Source organism: Corynebacterium sp. HMSC076D02 (assembly GCF_001813815.1).
In the GTDB taxonomy this organism is placed as follows: Bacteria; Actinomycetota; Actinomycetes; order Mycobacteriales; family Mycobacteriaceae; genus Corynebacterium; species Corynebacterium simulans.
Window position 1 is genome coordinate 1 of record NZ_KV814037.1, and the last position, 18,022, is coordinate 18,022.

The following is an 18,022-nucleotide window of genomic DNA, read 5'->3' on the forward strand; positions in this document are numbered from 1 at the left end:
CGAGAAGCGTTGGGGCCGCTAGATTTTATGGCTTCGATGCTTCGAATGCAGGTCCTGTCCGCTTTTGAGTTTGAATGCGGCTTTCGATGGTTGTTTAGGATTGGGCCCCGCTTGGTTAATGCCGATGAGATCTTTCCCCAAGGCCGCTAACTCCGGAGAAGCTGAATACATCATCTTTCGTTGCCTTGTTCTGACGGCGCTTGAGCAATCAACCCGGTTGTTATCGGCCTTGGATCAGGGAATCCATGGCTGGAGGTCTTGTGATCGCAGGGGTATTTGCGGCGTCAATTATTCACTCAAGCCACACCGGTTTTCCAATAGTGCTCCTGTTTGTACACCGATTTTCCCGTTTCCCTTAGGAATGCTCAATCCCTGCGTTTTTGAATGGCGTTTAGATCGCTTTATTCGTTGTTCAGCTAGTCGAGACGTTTTCCGTGAGTAGTCCCATTCTGAGCCGGTGGGTAATTGCGTCTATTTGTTTGCATAGCTGTGCAATTGGTGCTTGTCCGTCTCGTGAATGTGCAGGTAGAGACAGTTTCACTGATAGCGGCGCGCCGCCGGACTGATTTATTGCCCGTGGGCGACGGTGTCGGTGACTGTTCCAATTCGCCGTCCTTAGTCTCGGCTTAAAGCACAGTGTCGAAACGCTTCTTATGGATGGATCGCATGAAAGTAGACATTTCGCCGTCGATTTCTTTATTGCGATTGCAGCCGTGGACCGGTTGGTCCTTGGGTAGTGGCGACGAGTGGGGTACGGAGTTGCTATGGGGCTTACGGTGCCGGTGTAGTTTCGGGGAATCGCAACCTCACCGAGGTAAGTCGCCCTTTCAAGTTTTGTCGTTTCGTTTGCGTCGCGGCGGCTCCGACTTCATCGTCTGCGGAGCGTTGAGTCTTAGTCGTTCGGGGTGACCTTATGCTGCGGGCTATAACTCTAAGTCTGCGGCTTGTTCGTGGTTGCTGTAACGGGTCGTGCTTGTTTGGTGGATTGCTCGCGCCAGGGTTATTGCTTTCTGGTCGGGTCCAGGGCGCGATAGCTTGAGCATGAATGCTCTAATGCGCGCTGCATTTTAATGTGGGCGAGGCTCGGCTTTTGAAAGTTTGGAATGCGGGTCGGCTGTTTTTATTTCGTTTCGGTTTAGTGGGTTGGGTAAAAGATGAGTTTGTAGACGCTCGTGATTTTCCTGGTGAAAAGCTCGATGGGATCGACGTACGAATTACAACATTTATGGGTGAAGGAAATTATGGGCGACTAGTGGCAAGTTTGAGGAGAACTCGCGAGGTTTGCCAGAAAGTGGATCGGTGAATGCGATGTGCGTTGCGGTGAGATGCATTGGGACGCGCATGTTCTCCGCGTCGGCGGGATAGATGACGGGGTACACGGGGTCGCCGAGAATGGGTACGCCGGCTTGCCACATGTGGAGCCTTAGCTGATGGGTCTTACCCGTCTTCGGCTTGAGCGTGTAGCGGGCGAGCGGGGGTTGCTTGCCATGAATATTTTCGTAACCGGTGTTGTCCACAGCGGTCACGTCGGCGAGGATGGTGATCGCGTTTACGGGGCCGTCCACAATGCGCCCTTGGATTTCGCCAGGGGTCTTTTCGATGCGTGACTCCCACACGGTGCCCGCCGCGACGTCGGAAAGCGGGGCGATAGCCTCGTAAGTCTTTTGCACACGCCTTTCCGCAAATAGTGTCTGGTAGGCGCCGCGTACGTCCTTCGTCTTTGTAAATACCAAGATTCCGGAAGTAAGTCGGTCGAGGCGATGCGCGGGTGTGAGTTCGTCGATTCCGGTCTTGCGGCGCATCTGAACTGTGGCCGTCTGGACGATGTGCTTTGCGCGGGGCATCGTTGCCATAAATGGCGGCTTGTCTACTACGAGCAGGTGCTTGTCTTCATAGATGATCGGGATGTCATAGGGCACCGGTGTTTCGGGCGCCGGCATGCGGTAGAAGAACACGTCAGTGTCGGTGCTGAGCAGTGTTTCCGGGCTCAATACTGTTTGGTCGCGCAGAACCACCTCATTGTTGTCGAAGCGCGCCTGGAGCGCCGCGGCGTCGTCAAGCGGACTGCGATGGCGCTGTGCTGTAATCACTTCTTCCAAAAATGCCCAGGCTGTAATTGGGCCGGCCGGTACGCGCACCCTGGTCGGATTCAGACCATCTTTAATTGGCAATGGGCTGAACCCCTTGCGCATATGCACTAGTCTGTTTCCCATGGATTTTGACTCTCTTCTCGCACCGGTAATTGAATTCTTCTCTAACGGCATTGGCGCCGTAATCGCACAGATTGCGGAGTTCTTGTACTCCGTATTTTTCCCAGCTAATGCAGGCGCTGCAACTACTGCGGAGATTGGTTAGTACGTACTAGACTGAGGGTATAACCAGCTGAAAGGAAAACATCATGGCCAAGGAAGACATTGTTGTTGTTGCCGTAGACGGTTCGGAAGCCTCCAAGAACGCTGTTCGTTGGGCTGCTAACACCGCAACCAAGCGCGGCATTCCGCTGCGCATTGCCTCCAGCTACACCATGCCGCAATTCCTGTACGCAGAGGGCATGGTCCCTCCGAAGGAACTCTTCGATGATCTGCAGGCAGAAACTCTGGAGAAGATCGAAGAAGGCCGCGCCATCGCTCATGAGGTTTCGCCGGATCTGAAGATCGGCCACACGGTGGCTGAAGGCTCCCCGATTGACATGCTGCTGGAAATGTCCAAGGACGTCACGATGATTGTCATGGGCTCCCGCGGTATGGGTGGTCTCTCCGGCATGGTGATGGGTTCCGTTTCCGCTTCCGTGGTTTCCCACGCTGCCTGCCCGGTTGTTGTGGTTCGTGATAACAACAACGTCACCGAGCTGAACAAGTACGGTCCGGTTGTTGTTGGTGTCGATGGTTCTGAGGTTTCCCAGAAGGCTACCGATTATGCCTTCAAGGAAGCAGATGCCCGTGGCGCCGAGCTCATCGCGGTTCACACCTGGATGGACATGCAGGTTCAGGCTTCCCTCGCTGGCCTCTCCGCCGCACAGGCTGAGTGGGCAGACGTGGAGAAGGAGCAGGCAGAGCTGCTCAGCGAGCGCATTGCTTCCCTTCAAGAGGAGTACCCAGGCGTTCAGGTCAAGAAGGTTATTGCTCGTGACCGTCCGGTCCGCGCACTTACCGACGCCGCTGATGGCGCCCAGCTGCTAGTCGTTGGCTCCCACGGCCGCGGCGGATTCAAGGGCATGCTTCTTGGCTCCACCTCCCGCGCACTCTTGCAGTCGGCACCGTGCCCGATGATGGTTGTGCGTCCGGATTCCGGAGAATAGAGCGCTAGTTTCTGGGGGTTCCCTGGCAATTAACTAACGATTCATCAACGCTTCGAGGGGCGACCTGCGGAAACGCAGATCGTCCCTTTTGTGTTTATATTTTTTGCTGGCACCATAGTGCTTGTAGCTGAAAGAACTAATAAAAGGAGATAGCTATGGGCATGGGCCTTGGATTTTTCGGTTCGATCATCGTCGGCATTATCGCTGGCTGGTTGGCAGAGAAGATTATGAAGCGTGATCACGGTCTTCTGACCAACCTGATCGTCGGTGTACTTGGCGGCCTCTTGGGCGCAGGCATTATGTCCTTTGTTGGTTTTGACTCCCCGAATCGATGGATCATGATGATCGTCGTCGCCACCTTGGGCGCTTGTTTGCTTCTGTGGATTGTCGGCCTGGTTACCAAGAAGTCTCCCAAGTAAACAGGGTTAATTAGCGTACATACCGGTTTGTCTATATTGTATAGATGAACCGGTTTTGTCGTTTTAGGAGAGGATATGCCAGAAAAGAAATCGCGCAGGAACCGTCCGAGTCCGCGTAGCCGACTCCTTGAGTCCGCAACCAATCTTTTCACCACCGAAGGCATTCGCGTCATCGGTATTGACCGTATTCTCCGCGAGGCGGATGTGGCCAAGGCATCCCTTTATTCCCTCTTTGGCTCTAAAGACGCCCTCGTCATTGCATATGTGGAGTCGCTTGACGAGAAGTACCGGGCCGATTGGGAAGCCCGTACCGCAAACATGACCGATCCGTACCAGAAGGTGCTGGCCTTCTTCGATAAAGCAATCGAGGAACAGCCAGGAATCGAATTCCGCGGCTCCCACTTCCTAAACGCCGCGGGCGAATATCCACGCCCTGAAACCGATGCTGAACGCGGCATCGTGGCAGCCTGCGTAGAGCACCGCACCTGGGTGCACAACACCATGACTGCGCTGCTTACCGCAAAGAACGGCTATCCTTCTGCCACGCAGGCAAGCCAGCTGCTCATCTTCCTGGACGGCGGCATGGCAGGCGCGCGCCTTACCCGTGAGCTTTCACCGCTGAAGACCGCGCGCGAACTGGCTATTCAGCTTCTTTCTGCGCCTCCTGCTGACTATTCGATCTAAGCTGCTTGCGAGCCTGCGCCACGATGCGCATGTTTTCCTTGCGCTTCGCCTTAGCCTGTTCCTTTGCCTCCTTGCCGGAACGGGCTTTCTTTTTGCGCTTTTCTTCCTTGGAACGCCAGCGGCCGATGGTCTCACGGCGGAAGGCATGGACTTCCTCTGGTAGCGGGTAACGGCGGCGCAGGATTAGCTCATAGACCACTGTCTGGATGAGCGTGTAAAGATACGTCCAGCCCCAGTAGTAAATGATTGCCACCGGGATAGGTGCGGTCATTGCGGTGTTCCATAGCAGCAACGGCACCAAGAAGATGAGCAGGACCGTAAACCAGAGCATGCGGCGGTTGAACTTCTTATCAAACTGCGTGGTCAGATAAGAGCGGTAAAGCGTGATGACCATGTTCAGAACGGTGAACAAAAGCGCTAGCACCAAGATGGGAATCACAAGATCCTTGTGCTCACGGGCGAAATCCGTAATCGGTACTCCGTTGAGCAAGGTGGTGCGGAATGCCGCGACGTCTGCGGGATTTAAAAGGCCCACATGGTCGCTGTTGCCCTCGCGGGAGGCGCGCAAAACCACCTGGTAGAGGCCCAAGAACATCGGCATGATGATGAAGATGGGCAGGCAGCCTACCGCCGGGTTGAATTTGAATCGCTCACGCAGTTCCTTTTGCTCGGTGAGGATCTCCATCGCCTCTTCCACCGTGGTTGCCTCTTTGAGGCGGGCATTGAGAGCGACCTGCTCTGGGCGCATGAGCGCGCCAATGCGCCCCGACTTCACCGAAAGCCAATTCAGCGGTGCGATAAAGCTGCGGATTGTGATCACAAGGAAGACGATTGCCACCAACCACGCCAGCGAGCTATCGAGGAATTGGGCGAAAAGTATGTGCCACAACTTCATGATTCCGGAGACCGGGTACATGAATATTTCGAGCATGTTAATCCTTCACGAGGCGCGGATAGGGCTTTCTGTACTGTACAGCGATTAAGTTTAAATTATGAGCAAAAATAGAGTGAGCACCGTCATCGGTGAGCTATTGCTGACCAGTGGCGTCATCTTGCTTCTCTTTGCCTTCTATGAGGCCTACTGGACCAACCTTGAGTCTGACCGTCTGCAGGAAAAGGCGAGCGAAAACTTGGAAACTCAGTGGCATAACCCCCCGCGGAAAACTCCACCCCAAGCTGGGTGAGGCCTTTGCCCGGATGTATATTCCGACGTTCGGCTCGGATTTCCAATTCGCCATCATTGAAGGCACGCAGGAAGAGGATCTACTGCGCGGTCCAGGTCGCTACACCGATAGTCAGATGCCGGGGGAACTCGGAAACTTCGCCGTCGCCGGCCACCGCGTGGGCAAGGGTGCCCCATTTAATGACTTGGCTAATCTTGAGACCTGCGATGCCATCGTGGTCGAAACCCAGTCGGAGTGGATAACCTACCGCGTGTTGCCAATCGACGGCGCGCCAGCTGATTGCTTTAGCCCTGAACAGAAGGCTAAGCCTGAGTACCAAGGTTTGAGCGGTCGGCATATCACGCTGCCTGGCGACGTCGGGGCTATCGCCCCTGTCCCGGGCTGGGATACCCCGGTCGAGCAGGCGTCGGAAGCCTTGCTCACCCTAACCACCTGCCACCCGCAGTTTTCGAATGCGGAGCGCATGATTGTCCATGCCATGGAAGTCGCACATGAACCGAAGGTAGAGGGCAAGACCCCTGCCGTACTGGAGGAGAGCTAGATGTATCGCGCACTATGGAATCTTTTGCCAGGGCCCACCGCCGTCAAAGCGGTGCTGGCTCTCGCGATTGCGGTTGGCGTATTTTTTCTCCTGATGGAGGTTGTTTTCCCGTGGGTTTCGACGATAATGCCGTATAACGACGTGGCGGTTTAAAGCCCTAAGTTCTTAATCGCCTCTTGGGCGATGAGCTCAGCCTTCAAGGTCTGGAGCTGATTCGACCACACCAGCACGGCCTTGTTGTCCTTTTGCACGGCGTATACGGAATATGCTTCGTCGAAGACGCCGCGGCCGCCGGACCAGCCTGCGAACTCGGCTAGTTCCGTGGAATCGACCGGGGCGGCCCAATCCACCACGGCACGGGCCTGTTCAACGTCCGGCATCTCGCGGACTACGACCGTGGCCTGCGGGTCTTCCGGATAGGACCAGAAGATGCACGCGGGGGTGCTAAAGCGCTTGTCGACGGCCGTGCGGGTCATCCTCTGCCCATTCGTATCAGCTACCCACTGGGTATCGAGATAGGGGCAGGCTTCTTCGGCATTCGGCTCGGCGGTGGCATCGACGGGCAGGCCGTCTCCTGGAGCCGCGGAAGACGGCGCGGCGTCGTGAGGCGCGGGTGCGGAGTCGGTGGATGCGGTCTCCTGGGAGCTGCAGGCGCCGAGGGCGAGCGTGACGGCCAGAAGGCCGGACAGTAGGCTTTTGCGCATGATGTCCACAATAGACCAGCGTTCCTCAGAGACTGAGGCTTTGCGCAATGGCATTCATATCCTTACCGCGACCTTGCTCGTGGTGGCCATCTTCAGCACGGTGCGCCTGCCGTTGTGGCAGGCCGTGATTAACCTGTTGCTGCTGACGGCGTTTGCGGCAATTTACTTCGCAGGCTCGGTCTTTTTGGAGCAATGGCCAAAGGGCGTGCGATACCTATGGCTGGTGATTCTATCCGTCGTGTGGATGGCAGACATGTTCGTCGCTCCCGTTGCGATTTACCTGGTCTTTGCGCTGTTCTTTTTGTATCTCTACGTGCTTGACCTGTACGTGGGCATCGTCTGCGTCATTGCGGCGACGGCGATTTCGGTGATCATGCAGATCCCGGGTGGGTTGACCTTCGGCGGTGTCATGGGACCTGCGGTCTCTGCGCTAGTGACGGTGGCTATCTACTACGCATTCCGAGCCTTGTCCCTGATGAATCGCGAGCTCATCGAGACGCGTTCGCAGCTGGCGGAATCGGAACGTGAAAGCGGCATGATCGCAGAGCGCCAGCGCATCGCGCACGAGATTCATGACACCCTGGCTCAGGGGCTTTCCTCCATCCAGATGCTGCTGCATGCGGCAGATCGGGACTTGGGGAAGGAAGACATCAAGCGAGCCCAGGAGCGCATCGAACTCGCGCGGCGAACTGCGGCCGATAACCTGCACGAAGCCCGCGCCATGATTGCGGCGCTCCAACCACCCGCGCTGGCGGAGGCTTCACTGGAGGCGGCGCTTAACCGCATGGCTGAGAACTTCGCGGCCACTAGCGGCGTGAACGTCGAGGTGGAGGCAGAAGGTGAAGAAGTTAAGCTGCCGATGAAGGTAGAGGCGGCGCTTTTGCGTATCGCGCAGGGCGCGGTGGGCAACGTCGTCAAGCATGCGGGTGCCACCCGCGCGCGCATCACCGTGACTTATGCCCCGGACGAGGTGCGTGTCGACGTCGTGGATAACGGGCATGGCTTTGACGTAGCGAAGGTGCAGGACCAGCCCGCGGGCCTGGGGCATATTGGGCTCAGCGCTATGAGCCGGCGCGCGGAGGAGCTCGGCGGTGAGGTCGTGGTGGAGTCAACACCAGGTTCCGGTACTGCGGTGTCAGTTAGTATGCCCTTGGGCGGCACGGTAGATTAAACTTTTGGATGATTGTCTCGACCACTTTAGGAGGAAGCGCGCGTGATTAGGGTCTTGTTGGCCGATGACCACGAGATCGTTCGCCTCGGGCTGCGATCCGTACTCGAAGGCGCTGAAGACATCGAGGTTGTAGGCGAGGTGGCAACTGCGGAGGCCGCGGTGTCCGCGGCACAGGCCGGCGGAATCGATGTCATCTTAATGGACTTGCGCTTCGGTGCCGGCGTGGAAGGCACGCGCGTGATGGGCGGTGCTGAGGCAACCGCAGCTATTCGCTCCTCCATGGCGCATCCGCCGAAGGTTCTCGTAGTGACTAACTATGACACCGACGCCGATATTCTCGGCGCCATTGAGGCTGGCGCAGTGGGCTACCTGCTCAAGGACGCTCCGCCGAACGAGCTGCTCGCTGCCGTGCATTCCGCCGCAGATGGTGACTCGGCGCTTTCGCCGATCGTGGCAGATCGTTTGATGACCCGCGTGCGCACTCCGCGCACCTCGTTGACCCCGCGAGAGCTAGAGGTACTCAAGCTGGTGGCTGCCGGCGCTTCCAACCGTGAGATCGGCCAAGACCTCATGCTGTCTGAGGCAACCGTGAAGTCCCACCTGGTGCACATCTACGACAAGCTGGGCGTGCGCTCGCGTACCTCCGCTGTGGCGGCTGCTCGCGAGCAGGGCGTGCTGTAGAGCTTTCTCGGCCCTACCGCCCTTTTTAAGGTTCTTAATAGGGGTCCAAAACTTGGTTGAGCCCTAATAAAAAATAAAAAAGGCGGCGTGGAGAACTGCTCTGCTGGTTGACCTTATGCGGACAGGCGCTGCTGGATTTCAGCGGTGATGTTGTCGATCTCCGCGTTGATGGTCTTGTGCACGCGGCGGCGCTGCTGGTCGGTCATGTACTCGGCGTTATCGATGGAAGAGTCAACCTCGTTGAGGCGCTCCTTCACGTCACGCTTGAAGCCGGCCGGGAGATCAGAATCCTTGAGGGTGTTGCGGATGCCTACGGTGCGAGCCTTTAAGGAAGCACCGTGGCCGGAGAATGCCGCCATCTGATCGGTGGTCAGGCCGGCCTTCTTAGCGCGTTTGGTCTCAAGCTGGCCCTGTGCCGCAACGATGCCACGGTAAACGAGCGGCAGCAGCAGTGGGGCAGCGGTGCGCAGAGCACCGGCGTAACGCTTGACATTGTCCTTGTTAAGGCGGCCGTGCTTGAGCTTATCGAGCTCGAGCTGTGCCATCTTCTTTTCGTGCTTGCGGCGCTTCTTAAGGCCCTTCTCCTCGGACTTGATGAGCGCCTTTTCCTGCTTGGCCAGGAGCTTCTGCTGGCGCTGCTGGGCCTTGGATGCTTCCTTAACCTCTGCCTTGACGCGGGTCTTGGCGGCCTTGACCTCGGCGCGTGCTTCGCGGCGAGCCTTCCTAATCTTCTTCACGATGCTCATAAATTTTTCCTTTACTTAATTGTCTGGGTTCAACTTTACCTTGCTGTTCTATTAAGCTCACCCGTTGTGAAGGATGTGCTTGGTGCTGCGGACCTCGTGGGGTGTCGCTATAGGCTGGTGCAGCGGCGTGCCCATCCGGAGATCCAACCAACTGAGGCCTCCAAGGCCCGGGCCGAAAGGCACGTGGCCGCCGTAGAAGCCGCGATGGCGAACCTGCCGGTCAAGGCTCCCGGCCGCTTCCGGCGCATCGACTTGGAAGGTGATGAGTGGGAGCGTTCTATGGCCACGCTAGAGGCGTTGGCCTATGGATACACACACATCACGGGAGCCATTTTCGCCACCGACGAATGGAAGGTAGAAGTAGACCTTCTGCTGCGTGAGGGTGAGGCATATACGCCGATCATCGTCTCGAATCACCGCGTAGCGCGCCGTAACGAAAATGCGCGCACTCTGGCGGTGCCCACCCACAGGGTAGGCCTTAGTGAACCACTAGAGGTGCCTTATAAGCTGCGGCATCATTCCGTCGACGGCTATCGTCTGGCATTTGCCGCGCGTGCGCTGGAGGACCTTGATCTAAATTCGGGCCGGGGCGGAGCGATTGGCCAGGATCGCTCGCGGGTATTTTTCACCGACACCGCACGTTTCGACGTCGCGAGTGCGTTGGCGCAGCCTTTGCCCACGGGTCCACGCCGCGTCAAAGAGTGCGCAACCTGCCGTTTCTGGAAGCTGTGCGAGCCTGAGCTGCGCGCCCGCGACGACATTTCGTTGTTCCTGCCGGGCGATCGCGCCAAGCCCTACCGCGAAAAGGGCATCGAGACGGTGCAAGCGCTTATCGACGCCCAGTTGGGCGAGCCCTCCCAGCTCGCCAAGGCCTGGCGCGTGGGCGAGCCACTTTTGCGCCGCGATAAAGCTACACAGAGCGCTCAGCCCGGACTCACCGTGCCACGTGCCGACGTCGAAGTCGATGTAGACATGGAGGCCTACCTGGACCAGGGCGCTTATCTCTGGGGTGCTTGGTATGAGGGTGAGTACCACGCTTTCGTGACCTGGGAACCGCTCGGCGGGCGCGCTGAGGCTGCTAACTTCGCGGAGTTCTGGGAGTGGCTGATGGGCCTGCGCGCCCAGGCGCATGCCGCGGGCAAGACCTTCGCGGCCTATTGCTATTCCGCGCACGGTGAGAACCACTGGATGCGCATGTCCGCCAAGCGTTTTGGCGCCCCACAGCTTGAAGAGGTCGAAGAGTTCATCGCCTCGCCCGAGTGGGTCGACATGTTTGTCCACGTCAAGCGCAACTTTGTGGGCCCCTATGGGCTCGGCCTTAAGACCGTGGCTCCCGTTTCCGGTTTTCAATGGCCCGAAGACTTCGACGGCGAGGAATCCGTCAACGCCCGCCGCGAAGCTTTGGCAGGGGATATGGAAGTTCGCCAGCAAATCCTCGATTATAATTCTGGCGACGTGCAGGCCACTCGTGCCGTGCGCGACTTCATGAGTGTCGGCGCGCCGGGCGTACCTGCGCTTTCTAGCATCTAGCCTTTGGGGCTTTATCTAATCTCTCTAGCATCCTCCGATCCTGGATACGCCGGAACCGCCGCTGTAAGCGACGAGTCTGCGTATTAGAACAGCAGCAGTGGTGCCAGGATGGCAGCGCCTATGCCCACTTGGTGCCACGGAATGGTGGTCTCCGGGGCAGGGCCCTCGGCTTTCTTCTGCAGCACTGCTTTCTGGGCTTTCACCGCGCGTACGATGAGCACCGGGTAAACCGCGAGGGAGCCGATGCACAGGAGAGTGGCAACCAGCGTCACCCAGACGGTCGTCGAGGACATCCAGATCGCCACGCCGCCGTTGATGAAGGTGGCGCGCAGCAGGCCCAAGCGGTTGAGCTCCTGCAGGCCCGCACGGGTGGCTGCCGGGCCGCCGCCCATTGTGATGGGAAGCAGGTAGCTCATCACGCCAAAGAGGAGCTGCGCGGCAAAGCCCACCACCAGTCCAAGCGTGGGAATGCCGGGCTCAGGGCTAAAAAAGTGTTGCACCGTGTAGTAGGTCAGCGCGCCTACCAGCCAGAAAGCGGAGCACAGAACGGAGATCGAAGGGTAGTTCACACGCCCGCGCGGCTCCTTAGCCACGTTGAGTACGTTGGTGACCCAACCTTCAAGGCTTAAGACCCAACCCACGCAGTAGACCACGAGGCCGAACTCCGGATGGTTAAAGATGGTGCCGACCAAGGTGACGATGACGCCGAGGGCCAACAACAGGAAGCTCGGGCGCATACGCTTGTTGACGCCCTTGGTGCGCCAGATGGACGGGAACAAGATGGTCAGCGAGCCGGCCGCGGCCAAGCCCACGAAGCCAGCGACGTTGGCCGTGACGTGGGCGATGAGCAGTTGTGGGTGAGCAGGATGCACCGAAAGCAGCGCGCCCAAAGCAGCGCCCACCGCGAGGAAGAAGGCGGAGGCGACGTAGGCGGCAACGACGGGGCGGAAGCGTTTGCCATTGCTTCCACGCCACTGGCCGGACAAGGAAACGCCATGCCAGGCAATCATCGCAGCAACTATTGTGGCGCCGACCTGGGTGAGTATCCAGTGCTGTGACCACGCATGCAGAAGCAATTGACCGATAAGCACCAGCACAATGCCCGCGTTGAGCACGTAGATGCGGGTGAGCTGGGCGGGCCGGGCGGAATCCGGCAGGCGGGTTTGCACAAACTTCTCAGAAAGGTGCTGGGACCACACCACGATGGAGTTGCTCAGAATGCCCAGCGTGAAGATGTGAATGAGCACCCAGCGCGCGTTCGGGATAAAAGTGTGGATAGCGCCTGCAACGATGAAGACCATCATCCAGATTGTCACGGGACGCGAGGCCCGGCGATGCCACGTGCGCGCTGACCATTTATCCATAAAACACGAGTTTATTCGTTTTTTCTCAAGGTCAAAGTCAGGCCTGTCAGTACCAGCGCCGCGCCGCCGTAACAGGCGATGAAGCCGGCCCAGGGCAGGGCGTCGAAAAGCAGGCCTGCCACCGCGCCCAGGACGGAAGAACCAAAGTAATAACAAAAGACGTACATGCTGGAGGCCTCCGCACGGTCATGGGTGGCCAGATGGCCGACCCAGCCAGAAGCTGTGGAATGCGCGGCAAAGAAACCGACCGTCAGCGCCACGATGCCCAGCAGAACTAACGGAAGGGGCCCGGCGCAGGCAAAGATGCCGAGCGCGAAAAGGAGACAGGAAGCAAAAAGCGTCTTTCCATGGCCGATCTGCTGTACCAGCCGGCCTGCGCGAGCCGAGGCCCACGTGCCGCTCAAGTAGAAGAGGAACACCGAACCCGCCAGCGCTGGCGCCAGGCCAAAGTGCTGGATGAGCCGGAATCCTAAGAAGTTGTACATCGAGACAAAGGTGCCCATCGCCAGAAATGCCACGAGGTATAGCTCCACCAGTTTGCGGTTTCGCAGATGGCCAAAGATGGCGCGTAGCTCGTTGCCAAAGCGCAGTTCCTTAGGGGTGAAGTTGCGCTGTGCGGGCAGCAACAAGATGCAAACGAGGGCGAAAAACAACGAGACGCAGGCTGAGCCGAACAACGCCCATCGCCAAGAGCTGAACTCCACGATGCTGGTGGGCACGAGACGGCCGGTTAGCCCGCCGATGGAGGTGCCGGCGATGTAGAGGCCCATCGCGCGGGCGAGATCGGTGGCAGAAAGCTCCTCAGATAGCCAGGCCATAGCCGTGGCTGGGGCGCCGGCAATCACCGCGCCCTGCAGGCCACGCAAAGTAATGAGCAATGCTGCGTTTGGGGCCAGCGGTACGACCAAGCCCAGCAGCGTCGCACCCACCGCCGAGACGATGAGCAGGCGGCCGCGTCCGAATCGCTCCGAAAGGATGGAAGCGGGAATTACGCATAGTGCCAGCGCGCCAGTGGCCGCCGACACCGTCAGAGCGGCCTGCGTGGAGCTGAGCCCCATCTGTTCCACCAGCGTGGGCAGTAGGGCTTGGGTGGTGTAAAGACAGGAAAAGATCGCCAGCCCCACGAAGAGCATTGCGAGCATGGCGCGCCGGGTTCTAGTCATATAAACAGCATGCGTGGCGGAAATGCATGTGTAAAATGTCTGAAAATTAGAAATTTAATGCAGACTGCGCATATAGAAAAGTGGGTGCGGGAGTGAACCTGGATGACGTTCGTGGCATCGTCGCCGTTGCGGAGCTCGGGCAGGTGGGCGCCGCGGCTGATGAGCTAGGCATTTCCCAGTCTGCGCTCACCCGCCGAGTGCAACGCATGGAGCGCGCGCTGGGGGCAAGTCTTTTCAACCGCGTGGGGCGCAGGCTGGTGCTCAATACCCGCGGTGAGGCATTCGTAGTGCAGGCACGGAAGATGCTCGCCGCCGAGCGCGCCGGGCGGGATATGGTGTCCCGGCTCATGGACCCGGAACGCGGCACGGTTCGCCTAGATTTCATGCATTCGCTGGGCACCTGGATGGTCCCTGACCTGGTCAAGGCTTATCGCGCACAGCATCCGAACGTGGATATTCGTCTGCATCAAGGCGCGGCGCAAGAGCTGGTCGGCCGCGTGGTCGCGGGCGAGTCTGATCTAGCGTTGGTGGGCCCGCGGCCTACTTTGCCCGAAGCGGCGGAGCCGGCAACTAGCGCACAGGTGGGATGGCACCAGATCGAGAGGCAGCGGCTGGGGCTCGCCGTGCCCGAGGGGCACTGGGCCGCAGGCCGCGCGGAGGTAGGAATCGCCGAGTTCCGCGAGGAACCCTTCATCGGCATGCTTCCCGGGTATGGCACGCGCATGCTTCTCGACGCCCTAGCAGACAGTGCAGGCTTTAGCCCACGGTTGGTCTTTGAGTCGATGGAGCTAACCACTGTGGCAGGACTCGTTGCCGCCGGCCTGGGTAGCGCGCTTCTGCCCCTCGACGACCCCTACCTGCAGGTAAGAAACCTCGTTCCGCTGCAGCCGCCCGCCTACCGCGAGCTTGGCCTCGTCTGGCGGCAAGGAGATGAGGCTCCGCCGGTCGCGCAGTTCCGCGACTTCATCGTGGAAGGGGCCTGGGCTAAAGGCAGGGTCTAACAAGGGCTCGAGAAGTAGGTGAAAACAAAAAGAAAGCCGGCCTTCCTGCCAATCAAAGGCGGGTAAAGGCCGGCTCTAAAAGCGTGAATTAACGCTTACTTGGAAGCTGCAGCGAAGCGCTCAGCAACGTCATCCCAGTTGAATACGTTCCAGACTGCCTTGACGTAGTCAGCCTTCACGTTCTTGTACTGGAGGTAGAAAGCGTGCTCCCACATATCCAGCATGAGCAGCGGGGTGAAGTTGATGGAGGTGTTGCCCTGCTGATCGGTCAGCTGCTGAACGAGCAGGCGGCCAGCGATGTGGTCGTAGCCCAAGACAGCCCAGCCGGAGCCCTGCAGGCCAAGAGCCGCAGCGTTGAAGGCCTTCTGGAAAGCCTCGAAGGAACCGAAGTCGCGGTTGATAGCCTCTGCCAGCTCGCCGGTTGGCTCGCCGCCACCGTTAGGGCCAAGGTTCTTCCAGAAGATGGAGTGGTTGGTGTGGCCACCCAGGTTGAAAGCAAGGTTCTTGTACAGAGCGCGGAGGCGGTCAGCGTTGCCCTCACCCTTAATCTCAGCGTCGATAGCCTCGAGAGCAGCGTTTGCGCCAGCAACGTAGTTAGCGTGGTGCTTGGTGTGGTGCAGCTCCATGATCTCTGCGGAGATGTGTGGCTCGAGTGCGTCGTATGCGTAGTCGAGTTCTGGAAGTTCGTAGACAGCCATTGTTAATTCCTTTCTTTGGGTACGGTGCCCAATGATAGGAGCGCTGAAAGTATTCCGCCACAATTTTTCCACCCCGCGCTACACTCGTCCGCATCGAAGAGCAGGCCTTGGCCCTAAACGGTGGCCAAACGGCCCGAAGAAAATTCGTGAAAACCATCAAATAACCATCAAATTCAAAGTGAAACGAGGAAGAAAACATGTCGTGGTTGTTTAAACCAGAACCGAAAATCGTTAGCCGGGAAGATGCTCTGCCGGGGCGCGCGGAACCGATCTTGGAGCCGCAGCCGCACGCTGTGTTGGGCACGCCGATTACCGGCCCCTGGAAGGAGGGGCAGAAGTCTCTCGTGATCGGCATCGGCTGTTTCTGGGGTGCGGAGAAAATGTTCTGGGAAACCCCCGGTGTGGAGTCCACGTCCGTTGGCTATGCCGGCGGCACCACCCCAAACCCCACCTATTACGAGGTCTGCCGCGGGCTGACCAATCACGCGGAGGTCGTGCAGATTACCTATGACCCGCAGCAGGTAACCCTGAAAGAGCTCGTGGTCAAGGCTTTGGAGGCACACGATCCAACGCAGGGCTTCCGCCAGGGCAATGATGTGGGAACGCAGTACCGCTCGGCCTTTTATCCAGAGACCGAGGCCGAGCGCGTGGAAATTCAGGGCATCGTTGACTCTTACGCGGGCAGGCTTGCCGACGCCGGCTTTGGTGACACCACCACTGAAGTAGTCGTGCTATCTGAGACCGACGCAGGAGAGTATTACCTCGCCGAAGACGAGCACCAGCAGTACCTGCACAAGAACCCACACGGCTACTGCCCGCATCATTCCACCGGCGTGAAGTGTGGCTAAGACCCAGCCATGCTGGGATAGAGCGAGAAGCGTTTCTTAGCTAAAAACGCTTTTTTACCTGGTGCCGGAAATCGGAAGGCTTGTTGAGCTGGTCGCGCTCGACGAAGGCGCGCATGCGCTCTGCCAGTTCTGGCGTTAGCTGCGTACGCGCCTGTGAGCCGAGCACGCTATCCCAGTACCAGAAGGTTTCCTCGAAGTAGTTATGCCCGTGCCCGCCAGGGACGTTGAGCGAATTGAGTTGGTCGAGAGCTACTTGCCAGAAGGTGATGAACGGCACCCATGGCAGGCGCCTGAAGGTATCTGCGTACAGCGTCCTTGGGGTGGGTTCCTGGATCCAGTCAGGGCGCATGAAGATAAGGCGGCGATCCCACCAGACGATGGCGTCAGAGGCGTGTTGGCCAAAGACCACGCGGGGACGCTGCCAGCGCTGGTATTCGTTGCCAAAGGCGTCGTGCTCCATGTGTTCTGGGGTGGAAGCGAACCTGACGTGTTGCCCGGCGTCGATAAGCGGTAGCCGCTCCAATGAACCGCGGTCGCGGCTACGAGCCAAACGGCGGGTAAAAGCCGTCATCCGCGGCGGGCCGGTAAAGACCGCGCCGTCGCAAGCCGCCAGCAATTCCTCCAAGTCCCGATAGTTTTCAACGATGCCGTAGCAGCCCAAAGACTCCCCGGCGAAGTAAAGCTTCGGCCGGTTATCCTCCGGCATATCGTTGATGCGTGATTGCACCGCGGCGATGAGCTCGCGCGCAGCATTGATTGGTGCTTTGCGGTCCACGACGTAGCAAAAGACCGAAGGAAGATAGGAAAACTGCAGTGTCACGGTGGCGCAGTCGCCATGGGTCAAAAACTCATACGCGGACACCGAGTAGTTGTTGATCCACCCGGAACCTGCTGGCAACTCAATCACGATGGTGTCGCGGCGGAAGGCACCGGTGCGTTCCAGCTCGGCGAGCGCCTGTTGAGCGGCAGCGATGGGGCCGCGGCCTTGGACCAAGCCAATGAAGATGCGGATCGGCTCGTGCGCATCAGAGCAGAGCATGACGTCCTTGATGTCGTGCGCGCGGGGGCCGCGATCCAAAAAGGCGCGGCCTTGTGAGCCCACGGCAGTCCATGGCTCCAGGGACCACGGGCTGCCGGAGCGCTCAGGCTCCCACGGCATCACAGAGCCGGGATAGACCAGCTTATTAAGCTGCAGCGCCTGCATCGAGGCGTCGTGGATGAAGCGCCGCCACAGCATGCGGTCACTAAACAAAGTCATGAGATAACCCACGGTTGATCCGGCCAACGGCCACGCCAGCCAGCGTGGCAGCCAGCGTTGGGCCTGGCGGGAGAGCTGGGTGACAGTGAGCTGAGCGGCCTCGCCGATGACGAGCAGGCTGCCATAACCTAGGATTCCGATGGCGATGCCGAGTGCTGCCGACTGGGGGCCGCGTTCGTTGTACTTGTTGACCAGCTTGGCCTGCTCGCTCTGATTACGCAGAGAGCGCACGCCCATCAAAAGAGTGACTGCGCCCAGTGCGAGGTGGGTGCGGCTGCGGGTGGTGGGGCCAACCCTGTCTTGCGGGCGCTTACCGATGTAGCGCAGCCCGCGTTTAGTGATAAACGCAGCGGTGGTTGCCGTGAAATGTCCGGCTGCCTGCCCGATGGCGACGTTGGCGGCCGTGACCCACCACGGGCGAGGAAGGAGCGAGGGTGAGACCGCCGCCCAGGTGGCAATCTCGGCGGCGAAGATGCCGGGCGCCATATTTTGTGGCAAACGTCTCCTGCCCGTCATGCGTACTCCAGGGGTAAGATCGCTTAGCACTTCCAGGCCGAAAACCGCAGCTGAAAGGGTATGTATGGCTGCGGTGCGGGCGAATTTGCGGGCGATATCACGCATGCGAACCATTCAACCAGCATCCTCACCCTCGTGCAGGGGATGTTTGATCGGGCATAAATGATGTGAAATCGGACAGTCCCTTGTGTGAGATCGGGCGTACAACAGGCGAAG

General features: G+C 58.9%; 18 protein-coding genes and 1 pseudogene. 11 read left to right on the forward strand and 8 right to left on the reverse strand.

All coding sequences use genetic code 11. The annotated features are described in order from the left end of the window. Positions 1-1,223: 1,223 nt before the first annotated feature. Complete coding sequence (locus HMPREF2935_RS00885; protein WP_070731606.1) at positions 1,224-2,213, reverse strand: pseudouridine synthase; 990 nt, start codon at positions 2,211-2,213, stop codon at positions 1,224-1,226. Between HMPREF2935_RS00885 and HMPREF2935_RS13110 the strand changes: the two genes are divergently transcribed. From HMPREF2935_RS13110 to HMPREF2935_RS00900, 4 genes are all read left to right on the forward strand, one after another. After that, positions 2,212-2,355 carry a hypothetical protein gene (locus HMPREF2935_RS13110; protein ID WP_162839578.1) on the forward strand — a complete coding sequence of 48 codons (144 nt, stop codon included), beginning with the start codon at positions 2,212-2,214 and terminating at the stop codon, positions 2,353-2,355. The genes HMPREF2935_RS00885 and HMPREF2935_RS13110 overlap by 2 nt on opposite strands. A 43-nt stretch (positions 2,356-2,398) precedes the next feature. Further along, positions 2,399-3,298, forward strand: a complete 900-nt coding sequence (locus HMPREF2935_RS00890; RefSeq protein WP_070731608.1) for a universal stress protein — start codon at positions 2,399-2,401, stop codon at positions 3,296-3,298. A gap of 155 nt (positions 3,299-3,453) precedes the next feature. Further along, positions 3,454-3,717: a GlsB/YeaQ/YmgE family stress response membrane protein gene (locus HMPREF2935_RS00895; RefSeq protein ID WP_061925134.1), complete on the forward strand. Its 264-nt coding sequence runs from the start codon at positions 3,454-3,456 to the stop codon at positions 3,715-3,717. Between the two features lie 75 nt (positions 3,718-3,792). Next, on the forward strand, positions 3,793-4,401 hold the full coding sequence (locus tag HMPREF2935_RS00900; protein ID WP_062043032.1) for a TetR/AcrR family transcriptional regulator: 609 nt from the start codon (positions 3,793-3,795) through the stop codon (positions 4,399-4,401). On the opposite strand, the gene yidC is transcribed toward HMPREF2935_RS00900, so the two are convergent. Next, a complete protein-coding gene (yidC, locus tag HMPREF2935_RS00905) occupies positions 4,358-5,332 on the reverse strand; it encodes a membrane protein insertase YidC (protein WP_062043035.1) in 975 nt (324 codons plus the stop codon). The two genes, HMPREF2935_RS00900 and yidC, sit on opposite strands and share 44 nt — an antisense overlap. A 61-nt stretch (positions 5,333-5,393) precedes the next feature. Here yidC and HMPREF2935_RS00910 point away from each other — a divergent pair. Both HMPREF2935_RS00910 and HMPREF2935_RS13115 read left to right on the forward strand, forming a co-directional pair. Next, positions 5,394-6,126: pseudogene (locus HMPREF2935_RS00910) on the forward strand (class E sortase). Continuing rightward, positions 6,127-6,279, forward strand: a complete 153-nt coding sequence (locus HMPREF2935_RS13115; protein ID WP_168166278.1) for a hypothetical protein — start codon at positions 6,127-6,129, stop codon at positions 6,277-6,279. Here HMPREF2935_RS13115 and HMPREF2935_RS00915 read toward each other — a convergent pair. Further along, positions 6,276-6,830: a DUF2020 domain-containing protein gene (locus tag HMPREF2935_RS00915; protein ID WP_061925122.1), complete on the reverse strand. Its 555-nt coding sequence runs from the start codon at positions 6,828-6,830 to the stop codon at positions 6,276-6,278. The two genes, HMPREF2935_RS13115 and HMPREF2935_RS00915, sit on opposite strands and share 4 nt — an antisense overlap. Here HMPREF2935_RS00915 and HMPREF2935_RS00920 point away from each other — a divergent pair. Both HMPREF2935_RS00920 and HMPREF2935_RS00925 read left to right on the forward strand, forming a co-directional pair. Continuing rightward, positions 6,829-8,001, forward strand: a complete 1,173-nt coding sequence (locus tag HMPREF2935_RS00920) for a sensor histidine kinase (protein ID WP_061925119.1) — start codon at positions 6,829-6,831, stop codon at positions 7,999-8,001. The genes HMPREF2935_RS00915 and HMPREF2935_RS00920 overlap by 2 nt on opposite strands. A gap of 42 nt (positions 8,002-8,043) precedes the next feature. Continuing rightward, entirely contained in the window at positions 8,044-8,682 is a 639-nt protein-coding gene (locus tag HMPREF2935_RS00925; RefSeq protein ID WP_061925116.1) for a LuxR C-terminal-related transcriptional regulator, read from the forward strand. Positions 8,683-8,795: 113 nt separating this feature from the next. Here the strand turns inward: HMPREF2935_RS00925 and HMPREF2935_RS00930 are convergent, their stop codons facing one another. Beyond that, complete coding sequence (locus HMPREF2935_RS00930) at positions 8,796-9,428, reverse strand: DUF6474 family protein (RefSeq protein WP_070731609.1); 633 nt, start codon at positions 9,426-9,428, stop codon at positions 8,796-8,798. Between the two features lie 66 nt (positions 9,429-9,494). On the opposite strand from HMPREF2935_RS00930, the gene HMPREF2935_RS00935 reads away from it, so the two are divergent. Then, on the forward strand, positions 9,495-10,958 hold the full coding sequence (locus HMPREF2935_RS00935; protein WP_083313152.1) for a TM0106 family RecB-like putative nuclease: 1,464 nt from the start codon (positions 9,495-9,497) through the stop codon (positions 10,956-10,958). Positions 10,959-11,041: 83 nt separating this feature from the next. Here HMPREF2935_RS00935 and HMPREF2935_RS00940 read toward each other — a convergent pair whose 3' ends face one another. Further along, positions 11,042-12,322 carry a copper oxidase gene (locus HMPREF2935_RS00940; protein ID WP_246817750.1) on the reverse strand — a complete coding sequence of 427 codons (1,281 nt, stop codon included), beginning with the start codon at positions 12,320-12,322 and terminating at the stop codon, positions 11,042-11,044. 11 nt (positions 12,323-12,333) lie between these two features. After that, positions 12,334-13,485, reverse strand: coding sequence for an MFS transporter (locus HMPREF2935_RS00945; RefSeq protein WP_070731613.1), 1,152 nt, complete (start codon positions 13,483-13,485; stop codon positions 12,334-12,336). Positions 13,486-13,577: 92 nt separating this feature from the next. On the opposite strand from HMPREF2935_RS00945, the gene HMPREF2935_RS00950 reads away from it, so the two are divergent. Continuing rightward, positions 13,578-14,486 (forward strand): LysR family transcriptional regulator, encoded by a 909-nt coding sequence (locus HMPREF2935_RS00950; protein ID WP_070731614.1) that lies wholly within the window; start codon positions 13,578-13,580, stop codon positions 14,484-14,486. A gap of 95 nt (positions 14,487-14,581) precedes the next feature. Here HMPREF2935_RS00950 and HMPREF2935_RS00955 read toward each other — a convergent pair whose 3' ends face one another. Further along, complete coding sequence (locus HMPREF2935_RS00955; protein ID WP_061925107.1) at positions 14,582-15,184, reverse strand: superoxide dismutase; 603 nt, start codon at positions 15,182-15,184, stop codon at positions 14,582-14,584. 197 nt (positions 15,185-15,381) lie between these two features. Here HMPREF2935_RS00955 and msrA point away from each other — a divergent pair, with 197 nt between their 5' ends. Beyond that, positions 15,382-16,032: a peptide-methionine (S)-S-oxide reductase MsrA gene (gene msrA, locus HMPREF2935_RS00960; RefSeq protein ID WP_061925106.1), complete on the forward strand. Its 651-nt coding sequence runs from the start codon at positions 15,382-15,384 to the stop codon at positions 16,030-16,032. A gap of 40 nt (positions 16,033-16,072) precedes the next feature. On the opposite strand, the gene HMPREF2935_RS00965 is transcribed toward msrA, so the two are convergent. Beyond that, positions 16,073-17,920, reverse strand: coding sequence for an alpha/beta-hydrolase family protein (locus tag HMPREF2935_RS00965; protein WP_083313153.1), 1,848 nt, complete (start codon positions 17,918-17,920; stop codon positions 16,073-16,075). Positions 17,921-18,022 lie beyond the last annotated feature (102 nt).